Source organism: Rhodopseudomonas sp. WA056 (genome assembly GCF_010906995.1).
GTDB classification, from domain to species: domain Bacteria; phylum Pseudomonadota; class Alphaproteobacteria; order Rhizobiales; family Xanthobacteraceae; genus Rhodopseudomonas; species Rhodopseudomonas palustris_G.
In genome coordinates, this window is record NZ_QPFS01000073.1 from 1 (window position 1) to 24,522 (window position 24,522).

26 protein-coding genes are annotated in these 24,522 nt (G+C 67.0%); 9 read left to right on the forward strand and 17 right to left on the reverse strand.

What is annotated here, in order from left to right; genetic code table 11:
* The first annotated feature begins 307 nt into the window (after positions 1 to 307).
* Positions 308 to 1,114, forward strand: coding sequence for a sulfite exporter TauE/SafE family protein (locus DU475_RS14910; protein WP_080964211.1), 807 nt, complete (start codon positions 308 to 310; stop codon positions 1,112 to 1,114).
* 160 nt (positions 1,115 to 1,274) lie between these two features.
* Positions 1,275 to 1,496, forward strand: coding sequence for a hypothetical protein (locus DU475_RS14915; protein ID WP_164632567.1), 222 nt, complete (start codon positions 1,275 to 1,277; stop codon positions 1,494 to 1,496).
* A gap of 134 nt (positions 1,497 to 1,630) precedes the next feature.
* Here the strand turns inward: DU475_RS14915 and DU475_RS14920 are convergent, their stop codons facing one another.
* From DU475_RS14920 to hutW, 9 genes are all read right to left on the reverse strand, one after another.
* Complete coding sequence (locus tag DU475_RS14920) at positions 1,631 to 1,807, reverse strand: hypothetical protein (RefSeq protein ID WP_013503083.1); 177 nt, start codon at positions 1,805 to 1,807, stop codon at positions 1,631 to 1,633.
* A 246-nt stretch (positions 1,808 to 2,053) separates the two neighbouring features.
* Complete coding sequence (locus tag DU475_RS14925) at positions 2,054 to 2,911, reverse strand: energy transducer TonB family protein (protein ID WP_164632568.1); 858 nt, start codon at positions 2,909 to 2,911, stop codon at positions 2,054 to 2,056.
* Positions 2,908 to 3,345, reverse strand: coding sequence for a TonB system transport protein ExbD (gene exbD / locus DU475_RS14930; protein WP_013503085.1), 438 nt, complete (start codon positions 3,343 to 3,345; stop codon positions 2,908 to 2,910). Before exbD ends, DU475_RS14925 begins: the two co-directional genes overlap by 4 nt.
* Before the next feature lie 4 nt (positions 3,346 to 3,349).
* Entirely contained in the window at positions 3,350 to 4,150 is an 801-nt protein-coding gene (gene exbB / locus DU475_RS14935) for a tonB-system energizer ExbB (protein ID WP_164632569.1), read from the reverse strand.
* Positions 4,143 to 4,679, reverse strand: coding sequence for a heme utilization cystosolic carrier protein HutX (hutX, locus tag DU475_RS14940; protein ID WP_047309094.1), 537 nt, complete (start codon positions 4,677 to 4,679; stop codon positions 4,143 to 4,145). The genes exbB and hutX overlap by 8 nt, the downstream gene beginning before the upstream one ends.
* A gap of 17 nt (positions 4,680 to 4,696) precedes the next feature.
* A complete protein-coding gene (gene hmuQ, locus DU475_RS14945; protein ID WP_047309093.1) occupies positions 4,697 to 5,029 on the reverse strand; it encodes a heme-degrading protein HmuQ in 333 nt (110 codons plus the stop codon).
* Positions 5,030 to 5,106: 77 nt separating this feature from the next.
* Positions 5,107 to 7,443, reverse strand: a complete 2,337-nt coding sequence (locus tag DU475_RS14950; RefSeq protein ID WP_164632570.1) for a TonB-dependent hemoglobin/transferrin/lactoferrin family receptor — start codon at positions 7,441 to 7,443, stop codon at positions 5,107 to 5,109.
* Positions 7,444 to 7,756: 313 nt separating this feature from the next.
* Positions 7,757 to 8,428, reverse strand: coding sequence for an SDR family oxidoreductase (locus tag DU475_RS14955; protein ID WP_142882442.1), 672 nt, complete (start codon positions 8,426 to 8,428; stop codon positions 7,757 to 7,759).
* Positions 8,416 to 9,918 (reverse strand): heme anaerobic degradation radical SAM methyltransferase ChuW/HutW, encoded by a 1,503-nt coding sequence (gene hutW / locus DU475_RS14960; protein ID WP_164632571.1) that lies wholly within the window; start codon positions 9,916 to 9,918, stop codon positions 8,416 to 8,418. Before hutW ends, DU475_RS14955 begins: the two co-directional genes overlap by 13 nt.
* Positions 9,919 to 10,252: 334 nt before the next feature.
* On the opposite strand from hutW, the gene DU475_RS14965 reads away from it, so the two are divergent.
* From DU475_RS14965 to DU475_RS14990, 6 genes are all read left to right on the forward strand, one after another.
* Positions 10,253 to 10,456: a hemin uptake protein HemP gene (locus DU475_RS14965; protein ID WP_041807956.1), complete on the forward strand. Its 204-nt coding sequence runs from the start codon at positions 10,253 to 10,255 to the stop codon at positions 10,454 to 10,456.
* Positions 10,453 to 11,430: a heme/hemin ABC transporter substrate-binding protein gene (locus tag DU475_RS14970; protein ID WP_164632572.1), complete on the forward strand. Its 978-nt coding sequence runs from the start codon at positions 10,453 to 10,455 to the stop codon at positions 11,428 to 11,430. Before DU475_RS14965 ends, DU475_RS14970 begins: the two co-directional genes overlap by 4 nt.
* Positions 11,427 to 12,509 (forward strand): FecCD family ABC transporter permease, encoded by a 1,083-nt coding sequence (locus DU475_RS14975; protein ID WP_013503094.1) that lies wholly within the window; start codon positions 11,427 to 11,429, stop codon positions 12,507 to 12,509. The genes DU475_RS14970 and DU475_RS14975 overlap by 4 nt, the downstream gene beginning before the upstream one ends.
* The gene (locus tag DU475_RS14980; protein WP_164632573.1) at positions 12,506 to 13,318 is read left to right on the forward strand and encodes a heme ABC transporter ATP-binding protein; all 813 of its coding nucleotides are present in this window, start codon (positions 12,506 to 12,508) and stop codon (positions 13,316 to 13,318) included. Before DU475_RS14975 ends, DU475_RS14980 begins: the two co-directional genes overlap by 4 nt.
* Positions 13,319 to 13,519: 201 nt before the next feature.
* Complete coding sequence (fldA, locus tag DU475_RS14985; protein ID WP_013503096.1) at positions 13,520 to 14,002, forward strand: flavodoxin FldA; 483 nt, start codon at positions 13,520 to 13,522, stop codon at positions 14,000 to 14,002.
* Positions 13,981 to 14,397 carry a DUF2023 family protein gene (locus DU475_RS14990; RefSeq protein ID WP_013503097.1) on the forward strand — a complete coding sequence of 139 codons (417 nt, stop codon included), beginning with the start codon at positions 13,981 to 13,983 and terminating at the stop codon, positions 14,395 to 14,397. The genes fldA and DU475_RS14990 overlap by 22 nt, the downstream gene beginning before the upstream one ends.
* A 244-nt stretch (positions 14,398 to 14,641) precedes the next feature.
* Here DU475_RS14990 and cynS read toward each other — a convergent pair whose 3' ends face one another.
* From cynS to DU475_RS15010, 4 genes are all read right to left on the reverse strand, one after another.
* Positions 14,642 to 15,130: a cyanase gene (gene cynS / locus DU475_RS14995; RefSeq protein WP_164632574.1), complete on the reverse strand. Its 489-nt coding sequence runs from the start codon at positions 15,128 to 15,130 to the stop codon at positions 14,642 to 14,644.
* Positions 15,131 to 15,174: 44 nt separating this feature from the next.
* Positions 15,175 to 16,065, reverse strand: coding sequence for an ABC transporter ATP-binding protein (locus DU475_RS15000; RefSeq protein ID WP_013503099.1), 891 nt, complete (start codon positions 16,063 to 16,065; stop codon positions 15,175 to 15,177).
* A gap of 5 nt (positions 16,066 to 16,070) precedes the next feature.
* Positions 16,071 to 16,910 carry a nitrate ABC transporter permease gene (ntrB, locus tag DU475_RS15005; protein ID WP_013503100.1) on the reverse strand — a complete coding sequence of 280 codons (840 nt, stop codon included), beginning with the start codon at positions 16,908 to 16,910 and terminating at the stop codon, positions 16,071 to 16,073.
* Positions 16,911 to 17,072: 162 nt separating this feature from the next.
* Positions 17,073 to 18,458: a CmpA/NrtA family ABC transporter substrate-binding protein gene (locus tag DU475_RS15010; protein ID WP_047309086.1), complete on the reverse strand. Its 1,386-nt coding sequence runs from the start codon at positions 18,456 to 18,458 to the stop codon at positions 17,073 to 17,075.
* A gap of 161 nt (positions 18,459 to 18,619) precedes the next feature.
* Here DU475_RS15010 and DU475_RS15015 point away from each other — a divergent pair, with 161 nt between their 5' ends.
* Complete coding sequence (locus tag DU475_RS15015) at positions 18,620 to 20,545, forward strand: sigma 54-interacting transcriptional regulator (RefSeq protein ID WP_047309085.1); 1,926 nt, start codon at positions 18,620 to 18,622, stop codon at positions 20,543 to 20,545.
* A 44-nt stretch (positions 20,546 to 20,589) separates the two neighbouring features.
* Here the strand turns inward: DU475_RS15015 and cobF are convergent, their stop codons facing one another.
* From cobF to DU475_RS15035, 4 genes are all read right to left on the reverse strand, one after another.
* Positions 20,590 to 21,357 carry a precorrin-6A synthase (deacetylating) gene (gene cobF, locus DU475_RS15020; RefSeq protein WP_164632575.1) on the reverse strand — a complete coding sequence of 256 codons (768 nt, stop codon included), beginning with the start codon at positions 21,355 to 21,357 and terminating at the stop codon, positions 20,590 to 20,592.
* Between the two features lie 29 nt (positions 21,358 to 21,386).
* On the reverse strand, positions 21,387 to 22,961 hold the full coding sequence (locus tag DU475_RS15025; protein WP_164632576.1) for a cobyric acid synthase: 1,575 nt from the start codon (positions 22,959 to 22,961) through the stop codon (positions 21,387 to 21,389).
* A gap of 86 nt (positions 22,962 to 23,047) precedes the next feature.
* The gene (locus DU475_RS15030; protein ID WP_164632577.1) at positions 23,048 to 23,818 is read right to left on the reverse strand and encodes an adenosylcobinamide-GDP ribazoletransferase; all 771 of its coding nucleotides are present in this window, start codon (positions 23,816 to 23,818) and stop codon (positions 23,048 to 23,050) included.
* Positions 23,815 to 24,522 (reverse strand): nicotinate-nucleotide--dimethylbenzimidazole phosphoribosyltransferase (locus tag DU475_RS15035; protein ID WP_164632578.1); only part of this gene is annotated, 708 nt, incomplete at its 5' end. The genes DU475_RS15035 and DU475_RS15030, both read right to left, overlap by 4 nt.

Consider the following 24,522-nt stretch of genomic DNA (forward strand, 5'->3'; position numbering starts at 1 on the left):
GTCATCGCCTGCCGGGGAGGTCTCGGCGGTGACGGCAGGATTCTCGGGGCCGATGGCTGGCCGCCAGCGAGTGTCCTGTCCGCCGATGCTGTGCACGCGCCGGGCGCGATGCGAAAGCGAGATCGTTCCGCGTGGTTCCAGCAGCGCTAACCGATCGCGTTCGATCGCAGCGGGAAAATTAGTTCGAAATCAACACCCCGGTAAAATTACCGACACCGGCTGCGGCGCCTGCGCGTTGCCGGCACACGCGCCGACAGCGTAAAACCTGACCGACGACTCGCCTCTCCGCGCGGCGTCCACGGGAGGCATGGAACTGACTGCTTACGACGGGATCATGATCGACCCGGGCTATGCGCTGGCAGGTGCCGTCACCGGATTCGTCGTCGGCCTCACCGGTGTCGGTGGCGGCGCTCTGATGACACCGTTGCTGTTGCTGGTGTTCGGCATTGCGCCGCACGTCGCAATCGCGACCGACCTGTGGTTCGCGGCGATCACCAAGCTGATTGGTGCGTCGGTGCACCATCGCAATGGTCTCATCGATTGGCGCATCGCAAAGCGGCTATGGGCCGGCAGCCTTCCGGCCGCCGCGCTGGTCGTCTCCATCGTGGCGCTCGCCGATCCTATCGGGCGCACCCAATGGCTGACGAAGATCATCGCCGCGGTGGTGATCCTCACCGCATTCGGCATCGTGTTCGCGCCGCGCCTGATCGCGTCCCTCGTCCCGCCCTCGCGAGACGATCAGCCGGCGGAGCCGGACCGCGCAGCACCGACCGTGCTTGCCGGAGCTGTACTCGGCGGGCTGGTGGCATTGACCTCGATCGGCGCAGGCGCACTCGGCACCGTGCTGCTTCTATATCTCTATCCGCGGCGGCTGCTGCCGCACCGGCTGGTCGCGACCGACCTCGCCCACGCCATTCCGCTCGCGATGGTGGCCGGCGCCGGCTATCTGGTCGCCGGCATGGTGGATTGGCACATTCTGATCAGCCTGCTGACCGGCTCGATTCCCGCCGTCATCGTCGGCGGACTCTCCGCTGGCCGCCTGTCCGGACGACGATTGCAGATTGCGCTGGCCGCTGTGCTGTTCGCCGTTGGACTAAAGGGGCTGCTGTTCTGAAACCTCAAGGCCGCTGCGGCAGATTGCATCGCGGATCGCGGAACGATCAGGTGAGCTCTGCGTTACGAAGCCTCACGCTCGAACACCCGGCGATCGTTCCGCATCACTCGCGGACGTTCGACACTCTCCAGGAAGGCACCGGGCTCTCCGGTGACATGCCATGACCGACGCCTGCGTCATCGAAGTCCGCGCCCGCACCGCCGGGATCGTCGTCCGCGAAGGCGACAGCTACTGCTTCTTCGCTGCACATCGCGACTTCCATGCGCTGGAACGACAGTCGTTCGACTCGCTGCTCGCGGCGCAAGCCGCGGCGACCCGTTGCGCCGCCGGTGAATCCTCGGAGATTCGAATCGCTCCTCGACCCGAGCTCCGCCCCGCTTAGTTCGTCGACTGGCGAATGCCTTCTCGCCAGTCACTCGACACCATCGCTCACCGCGATCGCGTTTCGCCGGAGCTGTCAGGCCGTCGCAGGGCGATATATGTCGTCACGCGCACAGGCTCGCGGCGGAGTGAGGCTCACACCCGGCGCTGCTCGCGCACCGCACCAATCCCGAGCCGACCGCTCGCAGCAAGCTCCCGCAAGCGGTGGCGGGCCCACACCCGCATCGCAACGCCCGATCGTTCGGCGTCTTTCTGCGCCGTGTCGAACTGTTCGCCATGCTCGGATTGTCGTTCAACGTCGATCTTCGTCATCGTGTCCTCCGCAAGGTTCGTGCAACATGCGGCACGTCGACTCGCGTCCACCGCCGCGCGCGCAACTACATGCACGGTTCGGATCGAGCACGGTGGTAGTTTGGTCGCCCGCGCGATCTGAATAATTCCAATCTGCGTACGGGGGGGTCATCTCCGCGCGCCCACGTCGCAGCGCAGCCTTCTCCAATCGGGCTCGCAGCCTCCAATCCAGCAGACCGCCACGATGAATAGCTGAGGCGACGCGAACTATCTGACGGAGAAATTCACCGGCACGCTGAAATTCAGCGACGCCTGGGTAATTTCAGGCGGGAACGGCGGCAATGGCTGCGCCCGCTGCACCATCGACAAGGTTTCGGCGTCGAGTGCCGGATGACCGGACGAGTGCGCCAACCTTGCACCGAGGACCTGCCCGCCGCGCCCAACCGTGAAGCTGAGCGTCGCGGTGCCCTGCACCCCGGTGGCGCGAGCCTCCGACGGGTAGCGCTTGAATCGCTGCAGGTGCGCCGCCAGCCGCTGGCGATAGGTCGGCAACACCGAGGCGGCGCGTGCGCCGGCAAGTGCCGCCATCGCATCGTTCGCCCGACGATCGGCACGCTGCGGCGCGCTGGTCCGCGGTGCCGGCGGCCGCTCCGACGAATGCAGCTTGGCGACACGCTCCCGCTTCGGGCGGTCCGGCTTCGGCTTCACCGGCTGCTGCTGCTCGACCTTGACCGGCTCGGGTTTTTCCGCCGGCGGCGCCGGTTTGGCTTCCGGCGGCAACGGGACGTCCGGCGCCGGTTGGAGCCGCGTCGGGGCGATCTCAGGCGCCGCTGTCGCGTGCTGCTCCGGCTCCGGCTCCGGCTCCGGCTCGGGTTGCGGCGCTTCCGCCTCCTGCATCTCAGGGCCGGGCGCGACGTCGAGCTGGCTCTGCTGCGGCGAAGCGGTCACCGGCGCCATGTCGACCATGATCGCCGCCAACGGCTCGCCGGGCGGCGGTGTCTGGCCGTAATACGCCAGCGCGGCCGCGACCGCGACGGCGTGAGCCCCGACGATCACCGCGGCCGACAGCAACCAGCGCGACGCGCCCGGCGCCGCGACCGAGTCGTGCAGCGCGCGGGCGTTCACGGCTGCTCGGCGCGGCCGTCGAGTCCGACCAGCGCCACCTTCAAATAACCGGCATCGCGCAGCAGATTCATCGCTGCCATCAGATCACCGTAGCTCACCGCCTTGTCGGCGCGCAGGAAGATCCGTTCGTCCTTGTTACCGCGGGTCGCCACATCGAGCGCCGGCACGAGCGCGTCGCGCGAGACCGTCTCCTCGCCGAGCGCCAGCGACAGATCCGGCTTCAGCGACACGAACACCGGCTTCTCCGGCCGCTGCTGCGGCTCCGCCGTGCTGGCCGGCAGATCGACGCCGACGTCCACGGTGGCCAGCGGTGCCGCGACCATGAAGATGATCAGCAACACCAGCATCACATCGATGAACGGCGTGACGTTGATCTCGTGCGCCTCGACCATGTCGTCGTCGCCGGCGCGGCGGCTCGCGAGATTTCCTGCCATTGCGTTACCTCACCACCCGGGCGCGCTGCGGCGGCCTCGCCGCCTCGCGGCCGATCATCAGCAGCAACTGCGCCGACGCGTCGCCGAGCAGAGCCCGATACGCCGAAACCCGCCTGGTCAGATGATTGTAGATCACCACCGCCGGAATCGCGGCGACGAGGCCGAGCGCGGTGGCGAGCAGCGCCTCGGCGATGCCCGGCGCCACCACCGCGAGATTGGTGGTGTTGGCCTTCGAGATTCCGATGAATGCATTCATGATCCCCCACACCGTGCCGAACAGGCCGACGAACGGCGCCACCGCACCGATGCTGGCGAGCAGACCAGTGCCGATCGCGGCGCGGCGTGCTTCCGCCGCCTCGACACGTTCGAGCCGGAGCGCCACCCGGTCCCGGAAGCCGTCGTCGTGGACCCCGCCGGACAGGCTCGCCTCACGCTCGACGGTGTGGATCATCTGCGCCACGGCGTCGTGCTGGTCGGCGGTGTCCGCCGCCGCCTGCTGCAGCGTGGCGTCGCTCTCCAGCCGGTCGAGGCCGGCGCGTGCCAGCGCGACGCTGCGGCGCAGTTCAATCGACTTCGCCAACCACACCGTCCACGCCGCCAGCGACGCCGCCGCCAGGCCGACCATCACGGTCTTCACCACCGCGTCGGCATTGACGAACATGCCCCACGGCGACAAATCGCGCGGCAGCGCCGCCAGATCGGCCGCCGCCGCCCAGGCCTCCCCCGGCAGCGCCGCGGCGACGACGGCCAGCGCCGCGATTGCAGCGCCGGCGCGCCGTGCCGCGACGCCTTGGGGTTTACGCATGGCGCGCCTCGCCAAACTGCTCGGCGAGCGCGTGAAAACGGGCGAGTTGATCGGCGCGCAGTTCGCGCTTGTCGTCGCGACCGACGAACACCTTGAACATGACGCCGCCATCGCGGTTCAGGAACGCCACGAAGGCGCTGGCCTTGCCCATGAACGGCCGTTCGACGAACGCCAGCGCACCGCAATTGTCGTGGCGCAGATGGCCGTGCAGCCCTTTCGGCTGCATCAGGTTGAAGTAGCCTCGGCTGACCTCGCCGCGCGGCACCTCGCCGGTGAATTCGAAGATCGCATCCTCGGTGTGCACGATCAGCGTCACCTCGCCCCAGCCGGCGATGTCGTTCATCACCGCGCCGAATCCCTCACCCGGGCCGAGACGCGCCATGCCGTCCGGCAGCGCCGCGATCACCGCTTGCGGCGACACGCTCCACTGCTTGGCGACCTCCTCGATCACGGCGGCCGGGTTGGCCGCCATGAAAGCACGAAGATCCCCGGTCTCGGACGTCACCACCGATGCCGCTGCAGTCGCCATCACACTCTCCTTCCGTCTTACGCCGCCGCGGCGTTGCGCTCGCTGCGGATCACCTCGAACCCCTCGAACCTCGGATGGCCGAGATAGATGCTCTGCCCGGTGTCGTTGCCGGCGCGGGCATGCGAGCGCCGAAACTGTTCGGATGTCGTCCATGCTTCGAACGCCGCCTTGCTGGCCCAGGTGGTGTGGGTCGCATACAGTGTGTGATCCTCCGCCACCGGGCCCTTGAGCAGATGGAATTCGACGAAGCCATCCATCTCGCTGAGATAGGATTCGCGCGCGGCCCAGATGTCCTCGAAGGTCTGCTCGGCGCCGCGTTTCACTTGAAACCGATTCATCGCGATGAACATTTTCTCTCCTTGCTGGCTTGTTGCTTGCTGGCTTGTTGTTTTGGCTCGTCGCGCTCCGGCCCAATGGAACCGGAGGTTCACGCCCCCCCGAAGTGGACCTTGATGCCGCCCTTGTAGACCACGCCCGGCCCCGGGCTGCTGAACAGAATGTCGTTCTGCGAAGTGCCGTCGGTCGACGATCCCGGGACCGCATACGGACGATAGTAGTTGTTGAGCAGATTATCGATCGAGAAGTTCAGCGTGACGTCCGCCGTCGGACGGTAGGCGATGTTGAGATTGACGAGGTCGTAGGAGGTTCCCGGCAGATAGCCGGTCGGCAGATTGGTGTTGGCCGCATACGATGCCCATTGCGCCGCGATCGTCAACTGCCGGTCGAGCAGCCGCAGACCGCCGGTGGTGACGACCTTGCGCGCCGGCACCGAGGCCAGCCCGAGTCCGGTATCGGTATCCTTGCCGCGGATCACCGCGGCGTTGACGCCGACGAACCACACCCCGGCGTCGTAGGAGGTCTCGACTTCCACGCCTTCGATCCTGGCGTGCGGGATGTTCTGGTACTGATAATACTTGCTGTACAGCCCGAAAGCGGGTCCGAGCCGCGATACCTCGGGAGTCGAACCGATCAGCTCGATGTAGTTGTCGACGTCGTTGCGGAAGGCGTTGATCTTGCCGCGGAAGCTGTCGCCGGAGATGAAGATGTCGTTGTATTTCAGGTTGATGCCGACTTCCTTGTTCTTGCCGACCTCGGGCCGCAGCGCGGTGTTCGGGATCAGGCAGAACAGTCCGGAGGTGCCGTTGCCGCAGGTGAACAGCGCCGGGCCGCCGCCGGTGGCGTGAGCGCCGGCGATCAGCGTCTCGGTGATCGAGGGCGCGCGATAACCTTCCGCATAGGCGACATACGGGGTGAATCCCGCGATCGGGGTCACGCCCACCGTGATCTTCGGCGACAGCCGGCTGCCGCTCGCCGTGCTGGATTGCGACGTCAGTTCGTAGTGATCGTAGCGCGCGGCGCCGATCACTTCGAGCCACTGCGCATAATTGTTCTTCACCTGGACGAATCCGCCCGACACCGTGCGCTCGCCGCTCGGCGTCGTAATGTTGGAATTGCCGCGCGAATCCCAGGTCGTCACCTTGTCGTTGAAGGCGTCGACGCCGTAGGTGACCGCGGTGCGCCAGTCGCCGTATTCGAACCGCGAGGTGTTGTTGACGTCGATGCCGATGGTATCGAGATTGTAGCCGCGGGTGTCGCCGATGCAGCCGGAGATGTCGTTGCCGAAATTGCCGGCACCGCAATAACTCGAGCCGCTGGTCGAATAGTGATAGGTCTTGGTCTGGTCGCTGTTGGTACGGTTGCCGTACAGGCCGATGTTCCAGTCGAACCAGGTGTCGTCAGGCCGCGAGTATTTCCAGTTCAGCGTGCCGGTGTAGCTCTGCAGATTGGTGCCGTACACCGACGAGCCCTGATACAGCGCCCGCTGCGCCGCGGTCACCACCGGGCCGCGATTGAACTGGCCGACGTCGTAATTGAAATCCTGGAAGATGCCACCGATCTTGACTTCATGGCCGTCCGCCGGGCGCACCGTCAGTTTCAGCAGGCCAGCGGCGAGATCGTTGCCGGTGTTGCCGATCTCGGTGCCGGCACCGTCCTTGTAGTTGCCTTGCGTGCGGTACACCGCGCCGCCGAACACGTCGACACTGGGATCGACCCTGACGCCGCCGAACACAGAGCCGAGCCCGCGGGAATTGTTGCTGCCGTAGGAGCCGCTGAGATCGACACCCCAGCGCTCGCCGGCGCGCACCACGTCGTCGATATCCTTGGTGCGGAACGACACCACGCCGCCGATCGCGCCCGAACCGTAGATGTTGGCGCTCGGGCCGCGGACAATGTCGATGCCGCCGATCAGCTCGGGATCCAGAAAGAACGAGCCCTGGGCGCCGTGGCCGGAGCGCTGATAGTTCTGCCGCGCGCCGTCGACCACCACCGCGACGCGGCCGAAATCCTGCAGGCCGCGGATGTTGATTGAGGTCGAGGGCTCATCGCCACGATCCTGGAACGACACGCCAGGGGTCGCGACGAACACGTCCTGCAGCCGGTTCGGCGGGAATTGCTGGATCTGCTGCAGCGTGATCGCACTCGCCGGGGCCAGCGCGTCGATCGCGCGCTCCTCGTTCTTGGTACCGACCACGGTGATCGCGTCGAGCGACTGAGTCGAACCCGACGCTTGCGCATAGGCATCGCGCGGATTCGCGGCGGGCGCCGCCGGCTGCGTCGCGCGCGCCGCACGATCGCGCTTCACCTGCGCCTGCGACGTCGACGACGCTCCGCCTGCGGTCTGCGCCAATGCCGGCGCGGTCGCCAGCGCGACGACGGATACGGAAAGCAGTAGCGCACAGGCGCGCGAGTTCAGCCCCACCATGACAACCCCAGAGTTTTGAATTGACTAAGGCTGGCGGGCTCGCACGCGGCGGCTGGCTGGCAATCGGCCGTCGGCAGCATCTGCTAACGGCTTTCATTTTTGCTAACCGAGCGCCAGTTCCCGGTCAACGTGGTCGGCGTCTGATTAAAGCAATTATAACCAGAACGTGCGCGATCGAGGCTGAAACCGGCTCGCGTGCAGAAGCACGTCGAGCAAACGACGAGAGCATCGGCTCCGATTCCTCAGAAACGAGATTCTGTTAGCTATCAGCGGCGACGCGCGCGTCATCGGCGCGCAGCGGCGCCGTACATGGTCACGAGGTCGCGACCAGTTCGAACGCCACGATGCCCGCCGGCTCGGCCGGCAGCGTGGTGCGATCGACCGCGGACAGCACCCGGCCGATACTCGCCGGTGTCGCCAGCGCGTCGAGCAGCAGCGTGGCGAGATCGGCGCGCGTGATCCGGCCGTGCACCCGCGGATCGTCGTACAGCGCCCCCTGCCCGGTCGGCTCGCCCTCGGTCAATCCGCCCGGCCGCACGATGGTCCAATCGAGCGCGCTGCTCCGCAGATGATCTTCGGCGCGGGTCTTGGCGTCGAGCACCGGCCCGATCGCCGCGATGATCCGTTCCGACGCGTAGGCACGGCTGTCGCCGCAGGCCAGCGACGACACTTGCAGCACGCGCCGCACCCCGCAGGCCAGCGCCGCGTCGGTGATCGCGTTGTTGCCGGTCTCGTCGATCAGTTGGGCCTCCGGCCCGGCGCCGCCGATCGTCGAGACGATCGCCTCCGGCGCGCAGCTTTCGATCGCGCTCGCCACCGACTTCGTATCCGTCAGGTCGGCGCCGGCGACCCCGGCGATCCCGGCCATTTCGTTCAGCCGAGCCGGATCGCGCCCGGCCGCGAAGATCGTCCAGCCGCGTGCCGCGCCTTGCGCCACCAGATGCCGCCCGGTGCGCCCGGTGGCGCCGAAAATCACAACCCGCATCGATCCTCACATGTGGTCGCCGCGGCCGTCAGCCCGGCCGTCAATCCGCTGGTCAGATTGCTGATCCAGAACGATCCGGCAAGGCTCGGCGAAAACCCGTCGCCGCGCAGCTCGCCCAATCCCGCCGCATTCCAGTTGGCGAGCAGCGGCGTGACCGCGACCCGGAACCCCGGGCGCAGCGCTTCGACCGCGGCGAGATCGAGCCGGCCTGTTTCCAGCCCGGCGGCGATCATCGCGTGCGCGGCGTGATCCGGCGGCACCAGTGCCAGCCCCTCGATCGGCGCGGCGTTCCGAGCGATCATCTCCCGGCGTCGCGCGATGTCGATGACGTTGCGCCAGCGGTGGCCGTGAGCCTGGCCGCCGGCCCCGGCCCCGAACGGCGGACAGGCGACGCCGCGCTTGATCGAGGCATTGTAGCGGTTGCGCTCGCGCAGCGAGCGAACCAGGTGCGATTGCGACACCTGCAGCCAGCCGCGGTCGGTCAGGCGCTCGACGCCCTCGGCATAGAGCCGCGCCTGCGCGGCCGGCGTCGCCGGCGGCGGCAGCTTGCCGTGCTCCACCGCGCGGGCCATCGGGCCGCCGGGAAACACGTTGAGCGCATACAGCGTGACGCCGTCGAGGCCGACCCGGCCGACGGTGTCGATATCGCGCCGCCAGTCCGCCTCGCTCTGCCCAGGCAGGCCGTAGATCAGATCGCACACCACCGAGGTCCGGCCGAGCGCCATCAGTTCGGACAGAAACGCCGCGACCTCGTCGCCGGCGCGCTTGCGGCCGAGCCGGCGCCGCACATCGGTCGAGAAGCTCTGCACCCCGATCGACAGCCGGTTGACGCCGGCATCCGCCAGTTTCGCCGCCTTCTCGATCCCGAAACCGTAGGAGCGCCCCTCCAGCGTGATTTCGCAATCGGCGCTGAGCGGCAGATAGCGATGCAGCGCCGCGATCAGCCGCGCCAGATCGTCGGCGTCGAGCGCCGACGGCGTGCCGCCGCCGATATACACCGCCTCGATCGGCGCGCTGGATACCAGCGGCGTATGCGACTTCGCCGCGAGTTCCGCGATCAGATCATCGACATAGGCCGGCCCCGCTTCCGGGCGCCAGACGTTTTCGAAGAAGCCGCAGAACAGACAATGGTTCTGACAATACGGCACATGCAAATAAGCGACCGCGGACTCGCTGCGCGGCGTCGCGAACACCCGCTCGATCACCGCATCCGTATTGTCCGCATCGACCGGCCGGCTGCCGCGCCACGGCGGCGAGAACGCCCGCCTGACGAACGCCTCGGTGAGCGGATCGCAGCCGACCCGCACCAGATAATCGTCCACCGAGCTGTTGACCGGCGCCATCGGATGCCGGCTGCCGTGCCCGCCAAACCCCGCCGCGCCATGTCCATGGGGCCCACTATGTCCATGGGGACCACCATGTCCGTGATGACCACCGTGCCCGCCATGCACCGGTACGGCGACCCGATCGCCATGTTTTACATCGGCCATTCTCACCGCCCGCACCCCATTGTGAAACGGGCAGCACTGTCAGCCGCGCGCGACGCACGGTCAGCCGACGCATGCGCGTGCGAATAGCTGGCCAACCCGACCATCAGATCACACTCGTTATTTGAAAAAGAGCGGCTGGCGGGCGCTGCGAAACGCAGGGAGCTGGCTGGCGAGCGACGGCGCCGATCGGCCGCCGCATACTTCAATCTACGACGCGAGCCGCGGCCCGCTCAAGCGCCGATCCCGCCGTTTATAGTAATTATAAGACACATTTTCCGATCACCGCTTATAACAAGTGGCTCTCGCCGAAGTCGGCAACAACGATAGAAACGGAATGATGACAGGCTCCGAACGATTTGGCGCAGACCCGACACGGGCGACCGCAGGCCCGGGCAACACCCGCGCCGTCAACGTCGTCGGCAATCAGATCGACAGCCGCGACCTGTTCACGCTGGATCGGGAAATCGTCATCGCCCACGGCGACGACCGTTACCGGCTTCGCCTCACCTCGCAGAACAAACTGATCCTGACCAAATGATCGCGCTTGCCGCATTCACGCGCCGCCGTCGCGCCGCCCTGCTCGCAGCGACGCTGCTCGCCTGCGGAATGACTTCGACCGCCCACGCCACCGAACCGGTGAAGGTCCGCGACGCGCACGGCCGCGACGTCACCGTCACGGATTCGTCGCGCACGGTGTCGATCGGCGGCGCCATCACCGAAGTCCTCGCCGATCTCGGCCTCGAGAAGCGGATCGCCGGGATCGATTCGACCAGCGTGTATCCGCCCGAGGCGGTGGCCGGAAAACCCAATGTCGGTTACTTGCGGCAACTGTCGTCGGAAGGCGTGATCGGCCTCAATCCGACGCTGATCCTGGCGATGGATTCCGCAGGTCCGAAGCAGACCATCGATGCGATCAACTCCGCCGGGATTCCGCTGGTGTCGGTGCCGGAGGCGTATTCCGAACAGGGCCTGCTCGACAAGATCGCGCTGATCGGCCACGCGATGGGCGCCGACACCGCCGCGGCGTGCCTCACTGCCGCGGTCGGCGACGATTTCGCCACGCTGCACAAGCTGCGCGCCGCCATCACCAAGCCGGTGCGGGTGATGTTCGTGATGTCGCTGGTCAACGGCCAGGCGATGGCGGCGGGCAGGAACACCGCCGCGGACTCGATCATCGCGCTCGCCGGCGGCGTCAATGCGATCGACGGCTACGACGGCTACAAATCGATCAACGACGAAGCGATCGTCGCGGCCCGTCCCGACGTGGTGCTGACCATCAAGCGCAACCGCGACTCGTTCGAGGCCGACGCGTTCTACGGCCACGCGGCGTTCGCGCTGACCCCGGCCGGCCGCAATCGCGCATTCATCGCGATGGACGGCTTGTATCTGCTCGGCTTCGGGCCGCGCACGCCGGCGGCTGCGATCGAAGTCGCGGCGAAACTCTATCCGCAGCTCGCGACCAAGGCCGCCGGCTTCGAGCCGAAGGCCACCAAGGTCGATTGTCGCTCATGAGCGTGATTGCGCTTCCTCGCCGTGGCCGCGCCGGCGCGCCGCGCCCCGGCGCCGGCCTCACCCTTGCGGTGCTCGGCACGGTACTGATCGCCGCGATGGCGCTGGCGATGACGGTGGGCGCCGCGGGAATCCCGTTGTCCCGCCTGCCCGCCGCGCTCGGCCTGTTCGGCGAGCCGACCGGAGCCGAGGCGACGCGCGATCAGCTCGTATTGTGGTCGATCCGGATGCCGCGGATTCTCACCGCGGCGATCGTCGGCAGTCTGCTCGCCGCCGCCGGCGCGCTGATGCAGGGGCTGTTCCGCAATCCGCTGGCCGATCCGGCGCTGGTCGGCGTGTCGAGCGGCGGCGCGTTCGGCGCGGCGGCTTCGATCGTGTTTCTCGAACACGTCCTCGGGCCGCATCTGCGCGGGATCCAGGAATATCTGCTGGCTTTCGCCGCCTTCGCCGGCTCGCTGGTCACCACCATCGTGCTGTACCGGATCGCCAGCCGATCCGGGCGCACCTCGATCGCGCTGTTCCTGCTCGCCGGGCTCGCGATCGCGGCGATCGCCAATGCCGGGCTCGGCGTGCTGGTGTTCGTCGCCGACGATCGTCAGCTCCGTGATATCACCTTCTGGATGCTCGGTTCGCTGAGCGGCGCCAACTGGGCCAAGACCGCTTCCACCGGAACGGTGCTGCTGGTCGCATTGCTGGTGCTGCTGCGCATCTCCGGCCGGCTCGATCTGCTGGTGCTCGGCGAAACCGAGGCGTTTCACAGCGGCGTCGATGTCGAGCGGCTGAAGCGGATCTCGATCATCCTGGTCTCGGCGATGGCCGGCGTCGCGGTCGCGGTCACCGGCGTGGTCGGCTTCGTCGGCATCGTGGTGCCACATCTGCTCAGGCTGGTGATCGGACCGTCGCACCGGCTGCTGCTGCCGGCGTCGGCCTGCCTCGGCGCGGTGATGCTGGTGGTGGCCGACACCGTGGCACGCACCATCGTGGCGCCGGCCGAAATGCCGATCGGCATTCTCACCGCCGCGATCGGCGCGCCGTTCTTCCTCGCCATCCTGCTGCGGCAACGCAAGGTGGTGGGACCGTGAGCGGGGTGCTGCAGGCCGTTGCGGCATCGTTCGCGCTGCCTGGCGCGGTTCTTGTCGACCGCGTCGATCTCAGCATCGCGCAGGGCGAGCTGGTGGCCATCGTCGGCCCCAACGGCGCCGGCAAATCCACGCTGCTGCGGATGCTGTCCGGCGATCTGCGGCCGACCTCCGGCACCGTGTCGCTCGAAGGACGCGCGCTTGCGGACTACTCGCCGCGCGCGCTCGCCGGCCGCCGCGCGATGCTGGCGCAGCACACCACCGTCACCTTCCCGTTTTCGGTCGAGGAGATCGTGGCGATGGGCGCCGACATCGATCCGCGCAAGGCGGCGCCGCTGTTCGACGCCGCGCTGCGCGACGTCGGCCTCGACCGTTTCCGCCACCGCAACATCACCACGCTTTCGGGCGGCGAACAGCAGCGCGCGCATTTCGCCCGCATTCTGGTGCAATTATGGAGCGGCGAAGCCGATGCCGGCCCCGGCCTGCTGTTGCTCGACGAGCCGACCTCCAGCCTCGACATTCGCCATCAGCTCGACCTCGCCGAGACCGCCCGACGCTGCGCCCGCCGGGGCACCACGGTGATCGCGATCCTGCACGATCTCAACCTCGCCGCCCGGTTCGCCGACCGGATCATCGTGCTGCACGGCGGCCGGATCGCCGCCGACGGCACCCCGGCCGCGGTGCTCCGGCACGAACTGATCGCCGAGGTGTTCGACGTCGCCCTGACCGTCAATACCGACGTCGCGGGCCAGCCCTTCGTGCTGCCGGAACTGGCGGACGATCGCCGCACCGCCGCGCGCCTCACCGGTTAGTACCACCGGCTACCGCCCCGCACCTTCCTCATAGCGATTCTAACTAACCGCCGGTCCGTGCGGGCCGGTTTTGGACCGGTTCAATTTGTCCTGCCACCGCGCGGCGCTTAGTTTGTAAGAGGCGCTGCCGACGCGGGAGCGTAGCGACGTCGATCACCACCGATATTGATTTCATCACCAAGAGGACCAGACGGACAGGCTATGAGCGTCAATGTAATTTTCGGCTCCGATGCCGGCGTGACCCGAGCGGTCGCCTCACGCATCGCCAAACGGATGCAGGGCCGCGCCGTCGACATCAAATCCGCCACCACCGCCGACTTCGAAGGCTGCAGCCTGCTGATCCTCGGCGCGCCGACTTACGGCTTCGGCGATCTGCAGGCCGATTGGGAAGCCAATCTCGACAAGCTGACCTCCGCCAATCTGACGGGCAAGAAGGTGGCGCTGTTCGGCACCGGCGATCAGACCAACTACCCGGACAGCTTCGTCGACGCGATGGGGCTGCTCTACGACCACGTCGTCGATCTCGGTGCCGACGTGGTCGGCTTCACCGACACCGCCGGCTACGACTACACGGCGTCGAAAGCCGAGCGCGACGGCCGCTTCGTCGGCCTCGCCCTCGACGAGGACGGACAGTCATCCAAGACCGAAAAAAGGATCACCGAATGGATCAGTCGTCTCACATGAGCGCCGCAACCCTGCAGATCTTCCAGCATCACCTTTACGAGCTGTCGAAGGGGCTGCGCCCGCTCGCGATGATGACGCTTCCCGCCGTCGACGCGACGGCGATCGTGGCGCGGCTGCGCACCGCGGGCATCGCCCACCACGTCCACGAAGCCTGCCAGCACCGCATCAACGTGGTGTTCGGCGTCGCCTCCGCGGTGCGCACCGTGCAGGGCTTCATGACCGGGCCGCTGTGCAACCTCACCGCCGAGCACGACTTCATGCTCGGTATCCTGCTCGGCTACGACCGCGAAATGCAGTGCCACCGCTTCCTGTCCCGCGCCGGCGGCGCCGCGATCGACACTGTCGCCGAACCGACTCACACGGTGGCGCCGAGCGAGCCGGTGCTGATTCATTGACGGTCGGCGGCGCTGGATCGCCGCCGACCACTCTTGCACGGATCTTGGTCGCAAGTGCTGTCCGTGTGGAGCGCAGCGTCGCCTCACCCCTTCACGTCATCGCCCGCGCATGCGGGCGACCCAGTATCCCAGAGCTTTCGTTCATCCGTCGTGCGCCCACGACCAACTCTCCGCGATACTGGGTCCCCCGCATGCGCGGGGGACGACGAAGATTGGTTTCAGGTGCGATTCGTGAGGTCGCGCCTCACTCCTCCTTGAAGCCGTATTCGGCGTGGTTGCCGGTGGCGCCGTAGTATTTGTACGGCAGGAATTTGCCCGACATCGAGATCTTGACGCGGTCGCCCTTCGGGTTCGGCAGCCGTTCCATCACCATGTCGAAATCGATCGCCGACATGATGCCGTCGCCGAATTCCTCTTCGATCAGCGCCTTCCAGGCCGGGCCGTTGATCATCACCAGTTCGTAGAACCGATAGATCAACGGATCGGTCGGCGGCATGGTGATGCCCTCGCCGCGCATCGGCACCTCGTTGAGCATCGCGGTCTCGACCGCCGACAGCCCGAACAGCTCCGCCGCCTTCGCCGCCTGCGGCTTGGTCAGCTTCATATGGCCGAGGATCGCGCCGACCACCAGCACTTCGGAATGGCCTCCGATGGTTTCGCAGATGTATTTCCAGGTCCAGACCTTCTCGCGCTTGATGTCGAGCAGCTTCTCGGTCAGTTGGGCTCGCTTCATGGTCGGTCTCCTTAAGTGAGGTGGGGGATTGTGGATGAAGGGGATCAGCGGGCGTTGGCCTGCAGCGGCACGGGCGTCGCGGCGTCATCAACGCCGGGCCGGACGACCGGCACCTGCAGCGGATCGTGATGCGGATTGGTGCTGGTGAAGGTCTTGCTGCGCGTCACCAGGAAGTCGACGATGTGGTTGCGCAGACCGTAGTAGTAAGGATGCCGGTGCAGATCGATTCTGGCGCGGTCCTTCGGCAGCGGGTTCTCGACGATCTCGGCGATCACCGCGCCGGGGCCGTTGGTCATCAGGTAGATCTTGTCGGCCAGATACATCGCCTCGTCGACGTCGTGGGTGATCATGAAGGTGGTCTGCCCGGTCTCCAGACAGATGCGGCGGACCTCGTCCTGCAGCGAGCCGCGGGTCAGCGCATCGAGCGCCGAGAACGGCTCGTCCATCAGCATGATCTTCGGCGTGATCGACAGCGCCCTCGCGATGCCGACCCGCTGCTTCATGCCGCCCGACAATTCCGACGGGCGCTTGTTCTCCGAACCGGTCAGGCCGACCAGATCGATGAAGCGCTGGGCGTGGGCACGGACCTTGGCCTTGTCCCAGTCACGCCATTTCGACGACACCGCATAGGCGACGTTGCCCATCACCGTACGCCACGGCAGCAGCGCGTGGCTCTGGAAGATCACCGCGCGGTCGAGGCTGGTGCCTTCGATCGCCTGGCCGTCGACGATCACCGCACCCTCGGTCGGCTGGTCGAGCCCGGCGAGAATATTCAGCACGGTGGTCTTGCCGCAGCCGGAGTGGCCGATCACGCAGCCGAATTCACCGCGCGGCAGCGACAGCCACAGGTTCTCGAAGATCGTGGTCTGCCCGCCGCCAGCGGCCGGATAGCGCTTGGCGATCGCTTCGACGGAAATGAACTTGTCGTTCGTCATCTGGCTCACTCCGGAAACGTGACCATGCGGGTGAACCGCGCCAGCACCTGATCGAGCAGCATGCCGACCAAACCGATCATCAGGATTGCGATGATCACATTGACGATCGACAGGTTGTTCCACTCGTTCCAGACGAAGTAACCGATGCCGGTTCCGCCGACGAGCATTTCGGCGGCGACGATCACCAGCCAGGCGATGCCGATCGAGATCCGCATTCCGGTGAGGATCGTCGGCGCGGCGGCGGGCAGGATTACAGTGAAGGCGCGGCGCACGGTGCCGACTTCCAGCGTACGGGCGACGTTGATCCACTCTTTACGCACCGAGGCGACGCCGAACGCGGTGTTGAGCAGCATCGGCCACACCGAGCAGATGAAGATCACGAACACAGCCGACAGGCTGGAGTCCTTGATGGTGTAGAGCGCCAGCGGCATCCAGGCGAGCGGGGAGATCGGCTTCAACACCTGGATGAACGGATCGAGCGCCTTGTTCATCAGCGGCGACATCCCGATCAGGAATCCGAGCGGGATCGCGACCGCAACCGCCAGCAGATAGCCGATCATCACCCGCGCTATCGAGTAACCGAGCTGGATGCCGAGGCCCTTGTCGTTGGGGCCGTTGTCGTAGAACGGGTGCTTGATGTGCTCCCACAGTTTGGCGCCGACGTCGAACGGGCCCGGCATCGCCGATTTGCCCTGGGTCGCGGTCGCGCCCATCAGCGCTGCGTATTCCGGACTCATCTTGGCGACCTCGCCGCTGCCGCGCGTCGCCAGATGCCAGGCGGCGATGAAGCCGCCAAACAGCAGCAGCGAGACCACCGCGGCGCGGAGGCGTAGTGATTTGGTCATGAATTCACCCGTGGTTCCTGTTCGGGTTTCGACGGCCGAACGATCCGGTCGCGCGAGCCGGCAGCGCAGCGGCGCATCTCGCCGAACCAGCCCCGGCGGCAATCCACGCGGGCATCGCAACGCCCGTCGAGGATGCACGCCGGAGCAGCCCGGCCTTCCGCGCTAGGACGCCTTCTTGATCTTGAAGCTGGCGAGATACTCCTCGGGATTGGACCCGTCGAACGATTTGCCCATCACCGAGAACGACCTCGTCGTCTTCTCCGGCGGCGTCAGCCCCGCCTCCTTCATCAGCCTCGCGGTGTCGGTCGCCAGATAGACCTGTTCGGCGATGGACTTGTAGTCGACGTCGCCCTTGATCTGCCCCCAGCGCTTCATCTGGGTCATGATCCAGACGGCGAAGGACTGCCACGGGAACGGATCGAAATCGATCCGGTTCGGCTGCTTGACGACATTGCCGAGACCGTCGGCATAGGTGCCGGTGAGGATCTGCTCCAGCACGATCGCCGGCTGGTTCAGGTAGTTGGCCGGCGCGATCGCTTGGGCGATCTCCTTGCGGTTTTCCGGCTTGTGGGCGTAGGCGGTCGCCTCGATAATCGACTTCAGCAGCGCGCCGTAGGTGTTCGGCATCGTGGTGACGAACTCCTTCGAGGCTGCGAAGGCGCAGCACGGATGGCCTTCCCAGATCTCCTTGGTGAGGATGTGAATGAAGCCGACGCCGTCATAGACGGCACGCTGGTTCATCGGATCCGGCGCCAGATAGCCGTCGATGTTGTCGGCGCGCAGATTGGCGACCATCTCCGGCGGCGGTACGGCGCGGATCTGGACGTCGACGTCGGGATCGATGCCGTGCTCGGCCAGATAGTAGCGCAGCAGATAGTTGTGCATCGAGTAATCGAACGGGACGGCGAATTTGAAGCCCTTCCAGTCCTTCGGATTGCGGCGATCCTTGTGCTTCATCGCCAGGGTGATGGCTTGTCCGTTGATGTTCTCCACCGCCGGCATGGTGTAAGGGATCGGATTGGAGCCGACCCCCATGGTGATCGCCAGCGGCATAGGCGACAGCATATGGGCGGCGTCGTATTCCTTGTTGAGCGTCTTATCGCGGATCACCGCCCAGCCGGCGGTCTTGATCACTTCGACATTGAGACCGTACTTCGAATAGAAACCCATCGGATGCGCCATGATGATCGGCGTGGCGCAAGTGATCGGAATGAAGCCAACCTTGAGGTCGGTCTTCTCCAGCGGACCGCCGGCGGCGAACACCTCCGTGGCGGTCTGCAGCGGGAAGAACTGCGACACCGCGGCCAGCGCGGTGGCCGCCCCCACCGACTTCAGAAACGCGCGCCGCGAGGCGTCCTGCGGAAACATCGCCCGCATCACCGCCGAGGCGACCACGCCCTCGAACCGCTTGTCTTCGCCCTGCGTCACGGCGAGCTGCAGCGACGCCTGCTCGGCGGCATGCTCGGCTTCGGTAGCATGACGACCACAACTACAACCCGCAGTATGCAGCCGGCGATTGGGATCGAACGGATTGTCGAACGTTGACATGAGACCTCCTGCGCTGACGTCGAGGTCATTGTCGCAAGGAGCGTGCCAAACTCGTCGATCGCCGAACATGCGACGTTATCGACGGTTGGCGCGGATTGTTGAGCACGAGATTTCGTAATATACGGATTTTCGTAGTCGAGTTACGAGATTTCGGAGTGTCGATGGACCTTTCGCTGCCGCCCCAGGCTCTGGCCAGGATCGATCCGGCGCTGCGCGCAGCGGTGTTCGACGGCGCGATCGAGGCCGTGCTGCTGATCGACCCGACACTTGACCAGATCGTCGATGCCAATCAGGCGGCCTGCGACTTGCTCGGCCACGGCTACGACTCCCTGCTGCAGATCAAGTTCAGCGCGCTGCACGGCTCGCAACTGCCGGCACTGGTGGTGTTCACCCAGGCGGTATTCGCCAAGGGGACCTACTGGAGCCATGCCCTCACTCCGATCCACGCCGGGGGCACGCAGCTTCGGCTCGAATATGCCGGCAAGCACCTGTCCCATCATGGCCGGTCGCTGCTGCTACTGACGATGAGCGATCTCGAGCAGCGCCGGCGGCGCTACGTCGACGCCGTCGCCGACGACTACATGCGCGACGGGCTGCCGGCGTGGCAGCGGATCGAACGGGTGTTTCAGGACATCGAACGCGAGAACCAGCTCATCCTGCGTGCCGCCGGCGAAGGCATCTACGGGGTCAATGCCGAGGGCAAGACCACCTTCGTCAATCCGGCCGCAGAACTCATTCTCGGCTGGACGGCTGATGAATTGGTCGGCACTGAGATGCACGCGATGGTGCATCACAGCCACCATGACGGCCGGCACTATCCTGGCCAGGCGTGCCCGATCTACGCCGCATTCCGCGACGGCGCGGTGCACACCGTCGACGGCGAGGTGTTCTGGCGCAAGGACGGCAAGCCGGTCTGGGTCGAATACACCTCGACGCCGATCCACGACCGCAGCGGCGTGGTGGTCGGCGCCGTGGTGGTGTTCCGCGACGTCAGCCAGCGGCACGAAGCGGACGAGAAACTGCGCGCCGCGCTCGCCGAAGTCGACCGTCTGCGCGAACGGCTGCAGCTCGAAAACGACTACCTGCAGGAGGAAATCCGAACCGAGACCAATCCGCGCGGCATCATCGGCCAGAGCGAAGCGATCCAGACCACGCTGCGCCAGGTCAAGCTGGTGGCGCCGACCGCCGCGACCGTGCTGATCACCGGCGAATCCGGCACCGGCAAGGAACTGATTGCCCGCGCGATCCACGAGGCCAGCACCCGGCGCGACCGGCCGCTGATCCGGGTCAACTGCGCCGCGATCCCGCGCGAGTTGTTCGAGAGCGAGTTCTTCGGCCACGCCCGCGGCGCGTTCACCGGCGCGGTGCGCGACCGCATCGGCCGGTTCGAGCTCGCCGACGGCGGCACGCTGTTCCTCGACGAGGTCGGCGAAATCCCGCTGGAGCTGCAGAGCAAACTGCTGCGCGTGCTGCAGGAAGGCAATTTCGAACGCGTCGGCGAAGAGCGCACCCGCAATGTCGACGTCCGCCTGATCGCAGCGACCAATCGTGACCTGAAACGCGAGGTGCAGCGCGGCCGCTTCCGCGAAGATTTGTATTTCCGGCTCAGCGTGTTTCCGATCGAGTCGGTGCCGCTGCGCGATCGGCGCGAGGACATTCCGCTGCTGGCGCAGCATTTCCTCGTCAACGAGGCGCGCGAACTGAAGACGGAACTCAGATTGTCGCAGGGCGACGTCCGCCGGCTGATGCGCTACGACTGGCCGGGCAACGTCCGCGAGCTGCAGAACGTGATCGAGCGCGCCACCATCCTGGCGCAGAACGGCCGGCTCCGCTTCGACCTGCCGGAATCGGCCAGCAGCCACGCATCGGCCAGCACCGGTCGCCAGAAGCCGGACGCGCAGCCCGCCGTGATGACCGCATCGGACTTGCGCAACCTCGAACGCGCCAACATCGTCGCGGCGCTGCGCGCCTGCAAGGGCAAGGTGTTCGGCGATGACGGCGCGGCGGCGATGCTCGACATGAAGCCGACGACGCTGGCGTCGCGGATCAAGGCGCTGGGCATCACCTCGCCGCGCAGCCAGGGGTGAATGGCCGGATCAGTGCCGATCAGAGGCGCGCAGGAGCGCCGGTCTTACGACTCGTCGCCGTCCGCCTTGCGCAGCAGATAGATGTCCATCACCCAGCCCTTGGCGGCGCGCACCTGGCGGCGGACGCGCTGGATTTCGGACGCGATCCCCGGAAGCCTGCCCGCGATCAGCACTTCGTCGTCCATGCCGAGATTGGCGGCCCAGAAGATCTCGGCGCCAGCGGCGTCGATCTTGGCGAAGGTCTCCTCGCCGTCGAGCATCACCACCGTGGTTTCGCCGGACCAGCGCCCGGCGGCAGCGAGCTTGCGCCCTGTCGTGACCGTGACGGGCTCGCCGATGCCGTTGAGCGCGATACCGTGACGCGCCGTCAACGCCTGCACCGCGGTGACGCCGGGAACGATCTCGTAGTCGAGCGCCATGCCGCGTGCGCGTAGCCGGTCGAGAATACGGATCGTGCTGTCGTACAGCGACGGATCGCCCCACACCAGAAACGCGCCGCAGCCGTGCTCCGGCAGTTGCTCGATCATCGCCTGCTGAAAGCGGCCCGCGATCTCGGCGTGCCAGTCGTCCACCGTGGCGCGATAGTCCTGCGGCTGCGCCTCGCGCTTCGGAATGTCGATGGTGACGAAGCGATAGCCCGGCACCGTGATGAAGCGTTCGCAGATCTGCTCGCGCGCCAGGCGCAGTTCGGCCTTTTCGTCGCCCTTGTCGGGAATGAAGAACACGGTGGCGCGGTTCAGCGCCTCGACGGCCTGAAGGGTCAGGTAGTTCGGACCGCCCGGCCCGATTCCGATCAACAAGATCTTCCGCATCGTCGTCCTGTTCCGGCGCTATCGCCGCTTCACCGCGCCAGCGCCAGCAAGGCGTCCAGATCGAGATTGCTTTCGCAATGATCGGCGAGCGCGTCCAGCGTCTCCTCGACCCGGCGCTCGAAATCGAGGCCGGAGGACGCGGCGCCGATCTGCGCCAGCCACGTGGAGCGGAACGCATCGCCGCCGAAGATGCCGTGCAGATAGCCGCCGCTGACGCGGCCGTCCGCCGACACCGCTCCCTCGGGACGCTCGCTGCCGCCCTCTTCGAGCTTCAGCCATGGCCGCGCCAAACCTGGCCCGGTGGTGCGGCCCATATGCATCTCGTAGCCGACGACACGGCATCCGCTGACCCGATCGACCGCATCGATCTCGATCAGGCGCTTGTCGCCGGAGATTTCGGTTTCGATGTCCAGCAGCCCGAGCCCGGCGGTTTCGCCGGCAGGCCCTTCGATGCCTTGGGGATCGCGCACCACGCGGCCAAGCATCTGGAAGCCCGCACACAGGCCGACGACGCGGCCGCCGCGGCGGACATGAGCGTGAATGTCGATGTCCCAGCCCTCGCGCCGGATCAGGTCGAGCTCGGTGCGGGTCGCTTTCGAGCCCGGCAGCACCACGACATCGACATCGGCCGGAATCGGCGAGCCCGGCTGAATCCACTGCAGCTCGATGTCGGGCTCGGCCACCAACGGATCGAGGTCGTCGAAATTGGCGACGCGCTGCAGCCGCGGCACCGCGATCTTGAGCCGGCCCCGGCTCGCCGCCGCGGCGCGCTCCAGCGCCAGCGAGTCTTCGGCCGGCAGCCGGTCGGCGCCGGGAAACCAGCGCAGCACGCCGAGGAACGGCCAGCCGGTCTCGGCCGTGATCGTTTTGCAGCCGGGCTCGAACAGCGAGAAGTCGCCGCGAAACTTGTTGATCAAATAGCCGACGACTCGGGACCGATCGCCCTCGCTCAGCAGCACGTAGCTGCCGACCAGCGCCGCCATGGTGCCGCCGCGATCGATATCCGACAGGAACACGACCGGCAGATCCGCCGCCTCGGCGAACCGCATGTTGGTGATGTCGGAGGCGCGCAAGTACACCTCGGCGCCGCTGCCGGCGCCCTCGACCAGCACCAGATCGGCCTCGGCAGCGAGCCGCTCGAAGCTGTCGACCACCGCCGGAATCAGCCGCTGCCGCATGTGGTGATAGATCCGCGCCGGGCAGTTGCCGAGCACGCGGCCACGCAGCACCACCTGGGCGCCGACCTCCGACTGCGGCTTCAGCAGCACCGGGTTCATGTGGATCGACGGCGCCACGCGGCAGGCGCGCGCTTGCAGCGCCTGGGCGCGGCCGATCTCGCCGCGGATCTGTTCGCCGTCGGCACCGGCCGGCAGATCCGAATCGGAGGCCACCGCGGCGTTGTTGCTCATGTTCTGCGCCTTGAACGGACGCACCACCAGCCCGCGCCGGGTGAAGGCGCGGCACAGCCCGGCGACCACCATGCTCTTGCCGACATCCGAGCTGGTGCCCTGGATCATCAGCGAGCGGGCACGCCGCGGGCCGGTGGTCGTGCGCGGCGTGAACTGGATTCGGGAGATGAGCTCCTCGACATGGGCGTCGGTCATGAAACCACTCGATGGCATGGAGTTGAGGGGAAGCGGCGCGGGCGCGTACGCCTACGGTCAGAACTGATCGGCTGCTGCGGCATCATTCAGCCATGGCCGGCCATCGCGACGACACCGAGCAACAGGCCGATCTGGATCATCTGTTCGGTGGCGCCGAGCACGTCGCCGCGGTAGCCGCCGATCAGCCGGAGAGCGATCCACGGCGCGGCCAGGCCGAACACGCCCGCGACCAGCAGCCCGACGATCGCCGCCGGCGGATCGAGCGCGACCAGCCATAGCGCGCCGAGCACGCTGAAGGCAGCCAGTCCGAACCAGCCCGCACCACTGATCGCGCGCGTCGGATAGCTGAGCTTGCCGGTGGCGGCGTCGCCGGCATAAGGCAGCGCCGACATCGCCGCGACGATGCCGGTCCGCCCCAGACTATAGCCGGCCACCAGAGTCGCGACGCCGAGCCACGGCGGCAGGCTCGCCAGCGCTGCGACGCGGATCGCAAAACTGAGGACCAGCGCCACCGCACCATAGAGGCCAAGGCGGCTGTCCTTGATCAGCGCCAGGCGCTGCTCGCGGGTGCTGCCGCCGAACAGGCCATCGGCGGTGTCCGCGATGCCATCCTCGTGCAGCGCGCCGGTGAGCGCGGCGCCCGCCGCCACAGCCATCATCGCCGGCACTACCCCCGACCAGATCAGCGAGCCTGCGAGCAGCACGCCGCCACAGACCAAGCCGATCCCGGCGCCGACCAGCGGAAAGTACTTCGATGCGCTCAGCAGCCAGTCGTCGTCGAACTGCGCGGTGCGCGGCGTCGGCAGCAGCGTCATGAACTGCACGGCGTTGAGCAGGGATTGGAACTGCCGGCTCACGGTCGGGGTCCGAGCCGGCCCGCCAGCACGTCCGACAGCGCGGCGAGATCGTTGAGGATGCCGGCGGCGGCGCGCAACAACGGCACGGTCATTAATGCGCCGGTGCCCTCACCCAGCCGCAAGCCGAGGTCGAGATACGGCGTCGCCTGCATTGCGTCGAGCAGCACGCGGTGGCCACGCTCGGCCGAGCGATGCGAGAACACGCAGTAGTCGCGCGCGGCGGGCTGCAGCCGCACCGCGAGCAGCGCGGCCGCGCTGGCGATGAAGCCGTCGATGACAACCGGCCGCCGCGAGGCCGCGGCGCCGAGCACCGCGCCGGCCATCATCGCGATGTCGAAGCCGCCGAACTCGGCGAGCACGTCGAGCGGTGCCGTGGGCTGCGCCCGCGCCGCGGCCTGCTCGACGATGGCGCGCTTGTGCACCACGCCGGCATCGTCCATCCCGGCACCGCGACCGACGCAATCAAAGATCGGCTCGCCTGTCAGCGCGTGCGTGATCAGCGCCGCCGAGGTGGTGTTGCCGATCCCCATCTCGCCGATCGCAACGATGTCGAGCCCGCCCGCGATATCCTCGCGCACCAGATCGGCCGCCGCCGTGATCGCCTGCGCCACCTCCTGATGAGTCATCGCCGGTTCATGGCGGGCGTTGCGAGTGCCGCGGCGGATCTTGCGATCGATCAGCTTGGGATGCGGCGGCATCTCGGC

Bases quoted from the DNA above. Each gene is read 5' to 3' on its own strand.
- DU475_RS15000 (WP_013503099.1), bottom strand. From the start codon at position 16,065: ATGACGAACGACAAGTTCATTTCCGTCGAAGCGATCGCCAAGCGCTAT.
- DU475_RS15010 (WP_047309086.1), bottom strand. From the start codon at position 18,458: ATGTCAACGTTCGACAATCCGTTCGATCCCAATCGCCGGCTGCATACT.
- DU475_RS14970 (WP_164632572.1), top strand. From the start codon at position 10,453: ATGATCGCGCTTGCCGCATTCACGCGCCGCCGTCGCGCCGCCCTGCTC.
- hmuQ (WP_047309093.1), bottom strand. From the start codon at position 5,029: ATGTTCATCGCGATGAATCGGTTTCAAGTGAAACGCGGCGCCGAGCAG.
- hutX (WP_047309094.1), bottom strand. From the start codon at position 4,679: ATGGCGACTGCAGCGGCATCGGTGGTGACGTCCGAGACCGGGGATCTT.
- DU475_RS14915 (WP_164632567.1), top strand. From the start codon at position 1,275: ATGACCGACGCCTGCGTCATCGAAGTCCGCGCCCGCACCGCCGGGATC.
- DU475_RS14965 (WP_041807956.1), top strand. From the start codon at position 10,253: ATGATGACAGGCTCCGAACGATTTGGCGCAGACCCGACACGGGCGACC.
- DU475_RS14975 (WP_013503094.1), top strand. From the start codon at position 11,427: ATGAGCGTGATTGCGCTTCCTCGCCGTGGCCGCGCCGGCGCGCCGCGC.
- DU475_RS14920 (WP_013503083.1), bottom strand. From the start codon at position 1,807: ATGACGAAGATCGACGTTGAACGACAATCCGAGCATGGCGAACAGTTC.
- DU475_RS15025 (WP_164632576.1), bottom strand. From the start codon at position 22,961: ATGACCGACGCCCATGTCGAGGAGCTCATCTCCCGAATCCAGTTCACG.
- DU475_RS14955 (WP_142882442.1), bottom strand. From the start codon at position 8,428: ATGCGGGTTGTGATTTTCGGCGCCACCGGGCGCACCGGGCGGCATCTG.
- cobF (WP_164632575.1), bottom strand. From the start codon at position 21,357: ATGCGGAAGATCTTGTTGATCGGAATCGGGCCGGGCGGTCCGAACTAC.
- DU475_RS14950 (WP_164632570.1), bottom strand. From the start codon at position 7,443: ATGGTGGGGCTGAACTCGCGCGCCTGTGCGCTACTGCTTTCCGTATCC.
- fldA (WP_013503096.1), top strand. From the start codon at position 13,520: ATGAGCGTCAATGTAATTTTCGGCTCCGATGCCGGCGTGACCCGAGCG.
- ntrB (WP_013503100.1), bottom strand. From the start codon at position 16,910: ATGACCAAATCACTACGCCTCCGCGCCGCGGTGGTCTCGCTGCTGCTG.
- exbD (WP_013503085.1), bottom strand. From the start codon at position 3,345: ATGGCAGGAAATCTCGCGAGCCGCCGCGCCGGCGACGACGACATGGTC.
- cynS (WP_164632574.1), bottom strand. From the start codon at position 15,130: ATGAAGCGAGCCCAACTGACCGAGAAGCTGCTCGACATCAAGCGCGAG.
- exbB (WP_164632569.1), bottom strand. From the start codon at position 4,150: ATGCGTAAACCCCAAGGCGTCGCGGCACGGCGCGCCGGCGCTGCAATC.
- hutW (WP_164632571.1), bottom strand. From the start codon at position 9,918: ATGGCCGATGTAAAACATGGCGATCGGGTCGCCGTACCGGTGCATGGC.
- DU475_RS14990 (WP_013503097.1), top strand. From the start codon at position 13,981: ATGGATCAGTCGTCTCACATGAGCGCCGCAACCCTGCAGATCTTCCAG.
- DU475_RS14910 (WP_080964211.1), top strand. From the start codon at position 308: ATGGAACTGACTGCTTACGACGGGATCATGATCGACCCGGGCTATGCG.
- DU475_RS15015 (WP_047309085.1), top strand. From the start codon at position 18,620: ATGGACCTTTCGCTGCCGCCCCAGGCTCTGGCCAGGATCGATCCGGCG.